Here is a 6,723-nt window from a genome sequence, read left to right as displayed (position 1 = left end):
TCTAGCCGTTCCAGAAACGTCGCCTTGCCATATTCGGGGGTGGCTCCCATATAAATGGTGTGTTGTCGGTCTCCAAACGCGTCATACAGACTGATGGGCAGTGCCGACCATGGCTTCTCTCCATCCGGTGTCGCACAACAGCATACAGGTGCCATCTAAGCCAATGGCAACACTGGCAATTTCAGCGTCTAGTTGAGGGGGCACATAGTCCCAACTTTCTTCTTTCACCTCAATGATCGTGGCCACCGCTTCACTGAGACGCTGGATGTAGGACACGGCGACCGGGCGTTGATGATTCTCAGCCAAGTCTCGCTGCACGTCTCGGGCGGAACTATACGCCAGTTTCGAGGACACTTGTTTCGCAAACAGAGGCGTGGAGGTGATGATGATGCGAGACGCTCGCTCTAGCGGACAATCCGTTTTCCCGCCTCCAGAGCGCTGATAGACATGGCGTTCAATCACGACTTCTCCGTAGGGCGTTTGATACGCTTTGGGCTGCTTGCCTTTGGTTCGCATCACCTCTCCGGCAATCTCAATGGCTGAACCGTCGGTGTCCAGATACTCAAGAGCGGCTGTAGTGGCAATACGACCCGCCTCGTTGAGGCTTTCCTGAATCGCTTCTTCACTGGTCAGCAGCGAATGACTCAGGTCTATCGTCACTTCTATCCTGACTTGCGTCCCTTCTTGACTCAGCAATTGAGCGCTCATACTCACCACCTCTTGGTTGCCTCACTCAGTGATATCATGCTTGACCTACTAAATCAAGTAGAGGTCGCACCCATTCAATGATGACTTCTACAGTAATCTCAGTCAAATTCCCGAAATCATCTTTTAATTGAAATGCCACAACGAAAAACCAGTCCGGCACTTTTCTAGGCAGCAGACTGGTTCCAACTTTTCTACTAAAAATGGGTGGAGAATTACTTCACAATACCCAATAACCTACTCGGTGAAGAGATTGAGAGGTTTGGAGCAACCGAGAAGTGAGCAAGATCGTCTGGAGATTTGCCAGCCACAAGTGGAATCGAGTTCCGAACGTGAGCGGCGATTTGAACGGTCTTGACATCATAGGTCTGAGTAATCAGCTTTGGATATAAGCCGATCGCGATAATCGGCACGAGCAAACACGCTGCAATAAACGATTCGCGAGGCTTTGCATCCAGAAGAAATTCTCCAGCGACTGCCTTTCCTTCCTGACCATAAAACACTTCACGCAGCATCGACAGCAGATAGATCGGAGTCACAATCAGACCCACTGCTGACAACAACACGACCACAGCTTTGAAAGTCGGATTGTAGGCATCGCTCGTCGTAAATCCGAGAAACACTGCCAGCTCTCCAACAAAGCCGCTCATTCCGGGCAGTGCTAGCGATGCCATCGACCCAACGGTAAACAGAGCAAACACCATCGGCATCTTCTTCGCCAAACCGCCTAGTTCGTCAAGGTCGAGCGTGTGAGTCCGATCGTAGGTGACTCCTGCCAAGAAAAACAGCGCCGCCGCAATCAGTCCGTGAGACACCATCTGAAGCACTGCGCCACTCGTGCCAATCTCAGTAAACGAGGCAAGACCCAAAATCACAAACCCCATGTGCGAAATCGAGGAGTAAGCCATGCGTCGCTTTAGATTACGTTGAGCGAACGAAGCCAGCGCTCCGTAGACGATATTGACGATCCCCAAGATAGCCAGCACCGGGGCGAAAAAGACGTGAGCGTTGGGCAGCATCTCCATGTTCATGCGAATCAGCGCGTAGCCACCCATCTTGAGCAGAACGCCTGCCAAAATCATCGAGACGGGAGCAGATGCCTCGCCGTGAGCATCGGGTAGCCAGGTGTGAAAGGGGAAAATCGGCAGCTTGACCCCAAAGGCAATTAGAAGCCCAGCGTATGCCAGCAATTCAAACGTCAGTGAATACTCTTTTAGCCCTAGCTCGGTCATGTTGAAGGTCACATGGTCCCCAGAAAAAGCCATTGCTAAAGCAGCAACCAAGATAAAAATAGAGCTGATCGCGGTGTAGAGAATAAATTTAGTTGCCGCATACAGACGCTTGGGTCCGCCCCAAATCGCGATCAAAATGTACACAGGAACCAGTTCAATTTCCCACATCAGGAAGAACTGAATCATATCCTGGGCGCAGAATACGCCGATTTGAGCGCTGTACATTACCAGCATTAGAAAGTAGAACAGGCGTGGTTTTTCGGTGACTTTCCAGCCTGCCAGAATGGAGAGAGTCGTCACCAACCCCGTGAGGACGACGAGGGGCATTGAGATGCCATCGATCGCCAGTGACCAGTTGATCGCAATTTGAGGCATCCAGGCATAGCTTTCAGCGAGTTGGAAGCCAGGATTCTGAAAATCGTAGTGCTTCCAGAAGGCGTAAACCATCAGCACAAGGTCAGCCAGACCGACGCTAAGAGCATACCAACGAACCGTTTTGCCTTGCTTGTCAGGAATGACCGGAATAAAGAGAGAGGCTGCCAGGGGCAACAAGATGATGGTCGTTAACCAAGGAAATTGAGTACTCATCATGAGAACAAAAGTGTAGGGATGAAGGGAGAGGGTTCTGTTTGATGTAACGCACCTGCACCAGACCTGTTGAGAAGCCCATTGATCACAAGGAAGAGGTTGAAGAGTAACGAACCCACTTGCGGAGTGATGTCAGGAAGGCAGGAGAGCTGAGTGAATGAGAATTTGTACTTACCGGGTCATCTTACCTCACTTTATTAAGTTAAGTAAACTTTGGCAACAGAATATCTTAACTTTTGAGAAAGGTGAGATCGGAGATGCCCAAGAAGGCTCTGACTATAGGTTTCAAAAACGAGCAGCATCACATTCTTGATTTCGAGCAATGGCTACACTGACCTCTCAACACTTCGTAACATCCTAGTTGTAAAAAAATATAACGACCAGAATCTTAATAATTGGACGAAATTCAGCCTTGGTGAGTGTTCCGAAACTTTTTAGTAAGCCGACAAAAAAAGGAGGCACAAACTTTGTACTTCCTTTACTTCTGTGCAAAACTTTGAGGGGAACTTGTTTTCTCAAGTCGGAGGTTTATTGAAATATTCAGTCGTCATCAAACCAGAGCGACTAGAGCGACGAGTGTAGTTCTTCATCATGTAGCTGAGATCTTCTGGGTTGAGCGCAACTGACACAGCATCACTCTGGCTGACCATCCCGCTTTCATAAAGGTCAAAAAGCGCCTGATTGAGCGTTTGAGAGCCGTCTTTGCCCTCTTCCATCAGTTGATAGATTTCGTCAATGCTGCCTTTTTGCAGGTAGTCGCGGATGGTGTCCGTGTTGAGCATGATTTCTAGAGCGGCAATTCGTCCTCCTTTTACCGTTGGCACCAGTGCCTGACCAATGACTGCCCGCAATCCTTCCACGATTTGCAGTCGGACAATATCCTGTTCTTCAGGCGAGTAGAAATTGAGCAATCGCTTAACAGCATTCACCGTTCCTTTAGTGTGGAGGGTGCCGAGGACTAGATGCCCTGTGAGAGCAGCTCGAATTGCGGTATCGACGGTTTCCCGATCGCGCATCTCCCCGATCAAAATAATGTCTGGGTCTTGCCGCAGGGCTGCTCGCAGTGCCTCTTTAAATTCCTGCGTGTGCAGTCCGACTTCTCGCTGTGTAATTAGACACTGATTCGAGGTGTGAACATATTCGATCGGGTCTTCGATCGTCACAATCTTACGCGACAGCGAATCGTTGACGTGACGCAGCATCGCCGCCAAAGTCGTAGACTTGCCAGAGTTGACCGGTCCGGTCACCAATATCAAACCTTGCCGCTCTTCTACCAATTTGGTCAAGACATCAGGAAGCCCCATTTTGGCGATCGTCGGCACCTCTAGAGAGATTAATCGCAGCACCATCACGCCACCCATGATCGATTGAGCACAGTTGACTCGACAGCGCACCAATCCTTTATAAAAGATGGCAGTGTCTAACTCTTGGCGTTTGCGAAACTGCTCTATCTGCTCTGCCGATAAGACTTCTCCTAAAAACTCCTCGAACTGCTGGGGTGTCAGCGTTCCATATTGCTCTTGAAGCCGAATATGCCCCTGGATGCGATAGCGCGGCACCTCACCGACTTGCAGGTGAATATCAGAAGCCCCTTTTTTACAGCCATCATCAACCATTGCCCGAATCGTGCCCTGCCGCTCTAGCTCACTGGGGAGGTCTAGCACGATCGAGCTTAGGCTCATCGCCTGTACCCCCTGCGTCGTCGGACCGCAGTTGACTCGCGCTTGCATAAAGCCTGGAATTTGAGCATTCGTATCGAGCTTTTGGGCTTCGCGGTAATGTTTGAGTTGCTCAGGATTCAGCACCTCTTGCACATAGTGACTGAAGCGATCGGGCGTGAGAATCGGCAAATGGTCTTGCGAGATCAGCTTTCCGTGAACGCGATAAAACGGGGTGCGACCAATCTGCATATAGAGAGCAGTGGCACCTTGGTTATAAGCGTCCTGAATCAGCAACCGAACTGAGTTAGCTGCCTGGGGCGCAGGATTAGTAGAAACCTGAATCGCAGTCATAGCAAATCGCGTCAAGAGTGGGTAGAGAATTTTAGCCGAGAAATGCAAACCAGTGAAAAACTGAGACGTTGATTGCAGACACACTCAGGGAAGACCGACCAAGCTTAGAGGGAGTTGTGTAGATTTTAATCGAGAAGATTGCTGGAATCTGCTAAATATCGTTTTTTAACTATCGAGTCAAGGCAGCTGAAGAGATCAACCCTTGAGTTACTTTACTTAAATAGGCAATTTGACCATAGCTGTAGACTAAATTTTCAAAACACTGAGCCGGATCGGCTGCAAATTTGACTGATTTATAGAGTCCGCGCAGCAGCCGTTCTCCGCCTCGTTGAAATTGCCCAAACCCTGCCTCGCCCGCAATTTGTTCTCGATAGCACTCGCTGATGCCCTGCCACCAGCCACGACTTAAGAACCAGCCTCGCCTGACTCGATCGGGCGAAACGTGATGAGCGACGAGGGCATCGGGCAAATAGGCAACTTGCCATCCGGTCTGCAGCGCTAGGTTTGTCATGTGAAGTTCTTCGTTAGAGAGCAGGTTTTTTCCGACGCGACCTAGATTTGGGTCAAATCCGCCAATCTGCTCTAGAAAAGTTCGACGAACGGAGTAGTTTAAGCCTCTAGGAGTGAGTCCGGGGCGATCGATATAAAGAACAGACTTGCCTAAGTCATAAGCTCCTAGATTTCCGGCTAACCCCTCTGAGAGCCAGGACGGAGCCGTAGTTTCATCCTCCCAAATCAAGGTGACTTTGCCGCCTGCGATCGCAAGTTTTTCATTGGCTTGGTAAGCGTTCCACAGGGTTTGCAACCAGTCAGGACTGGCGATCGCGTCATCATCTAAGTAAGCGATGATGCCACTCTTAGCGGCGTTGGCTCCCGTGTTGCGGGCAATCGACAGCCCCGTCACTGACTCATAAACATAGCCCAAGCGGGAGTCGCTTAACCGGGCTTCTACGACTTGACGGGTGCGATCGCTGGAGGCATTGTCTACTACCACGACTTCAAAATCGGCAAACGTTTGGGAGAGTAGGCTGTCGATCGCCGCTCCCAAATAATGATCTCGATTGTGGGTGCAAATGATGGCAGACACCCGAAGGTCAGGCATAGTTTAGTTCCCAAGAAAGGATTCTCCTCTTGTCTCTTGTTTACATCACAACACATCAAGGCACAATCAAGATCCGTAAAATTCTGGGTAAAGTTGAGATAAAGTTTAGGATGCGCTGCTTGACACCTGTTCTTTGAGGTGGCTGTGCATGACGACCAGCGTTTGTGCGAGATGATTAAGACGCGTTTCTAAGTCTTGTTTGCGTCCTAGAAGTTGGCGGAGTTTTTGGTAGCGGGCGATCGCAAGGCTGAGACTGGCGACCTGCTCAGAGGGGCAAGGATAAGACCAAAGCTGCCCATCGGGATCAAGACCGCAGAGCCGATAGCCCGTGCGAGGCGACTCACAGGCGATTGGCTGATCTTGGGTTGAGCAGATTTCTTCTACATAGTCCATCAAGCGATCGACTTCTGCATGGCGCAACACTGATGAGTCAACCTCTGGTTCACGGGAGTGAGATTCTAGCCAACCATCGACGATCGGTCCTTCTAAATACAAGTCTTGAATCTGCTGCAAGATTTTGTGCAATTCAGCTTGCCAGCCTTCGACCATCGCTTGAATTTCACTCAGCAGGTTGGTTGCTAGAGCTGGGTTTGCCCCGTTTCGGTGACTGCTGAAACTAGGTGCTTTGAGTTTGGGCAGATTCGGGATTTTTGCCCCAATCTCTTCGACCAAAAAGGGCTGAACAAACGCTTTTACCCATGGTTCTAAAGCTGGAGTCGATTCGACCGATGGAGAGAGGCGTTTGATGTGATCGGGTGCGACCGTCGCAGGCTGAGGCGAAGTAATGACAGGTGGAGAACTGACTTTTGCGGTCTTGGGTCGCAAATCAAAAGACACTGATTTGATCGTTGCAGCAGGGGAGGTAGAGCCAACCAGACTATCGCCCGTGGTCGTTAACGCAGGTACTTTACGATCGATTTGGTGCAGGGTCTCTTCAATCCGTCTCAGTTCTCTTTTCATAATGCCTCACACCACTTACAAAAGTCAGATGCACGTCATCGCATCTCAAAATGTTTGCCCTGTGTAGCGGTTTATTGTAACGGCGAAATCGCAGAAGGCAACTATTTTGTGATGTCTCGATTGA

Annotated in this window: 5 protein-coding genes; all 5 read right to left on the bottom strand. The window is 49.9% G+C overall.

Annotation, left to right across the window (positions count from 1 at the left end; translation table 11 throughout):
- Nucleotides 1-81: 81 nt before the first annotated feature.
- The 5 genes from A8707_RS19935 to A8707_RS19915 all read right to left on the bottom strand — a co-directional run bounded on the left by A8707_RS19935 (nucleotide 82) and on the right by A8707_RS19915 (nucleotide 6,599).
- Nucleotides 82-708 (bottom strand): hypothetical protein, encoded by a 627-nt coding sequence (locus tag A8707_RS19935; protein WP_068818960.1) that lies wholly within the window; start codon nucleotides 706-708, stop codon nucleotides 82-84.
- A gap of 212 nt (nucleotides 709-920) precedes the next feature.
- The gene (locus A8707_RS19930) at nucleotides 921-2,528 is read right to left on the bottom strand and encodes an NAD(P)H-quinone oxidoreductase subunit 4 (protein ID WP_269452746.1); all 1,608 of its coding nucleotides are present in this window, start codon (nucleotides 2,526-2,528) and stop codon (nucleotides 921-923) included.
- A 512-nt stretch (nucleotides 2,529-3,040) separates the two neighbouring features.
- Nucleotides 3,041-4,537 carry a type IV pilus twitching motility protein PilT gene (locus A8707_RS19925; protein WP_068818959.1) on the bottom strand — a complete coding sequence of 499 codons (1,497 nt, stop codon included), beginning with the start codon at nucleotides 4,535-4,537 and terminating at the stop codon, nucleotides 3,041-3,043.
- A gap of 169 nt (nucleotides 4,538-4,706) precedes the next feature.
- Entirely contained in the window at nucleotides 4,707-5,639 is a 933-nt protein-coding gene (locus A8707_RS19920) for a glycosyltransferase family 2 protein (RefSeq protein ID WP_068818958.1), read from the bottom strand.
- 105 nt (nucleotides 5,640-5,744) lie between these two features.
- On the bottom strand, nucleotides 5,745-6,599 hold the full coding sequence (locus tag A8707_RS19915; protein WP_068818957.1) for a hypothetical protein: 855 nt from the start codon (nucleotides 6,597-6,599) through the stop codon (nucleotides 5,745-5,747).
- Nucleotides 6,600-6,723 lie beyond the last annotated feature (124 nt).

This window comes from Phormidesmis priestleyi BC1401, from assembly GCF_001650195.1.
Lineage (GTDB): Bacteria > Cyanobacteriota > Cyanobacteriia > Leptolyngbyales > Leptolyngbyaceae > Phormidesmis_A > Phormidesmis_A priestleyi_B.
Note: the sequence above shows the minus strand (reverse complement) of the source record. Positions and strands in the feature narration are given on the sequence as shown.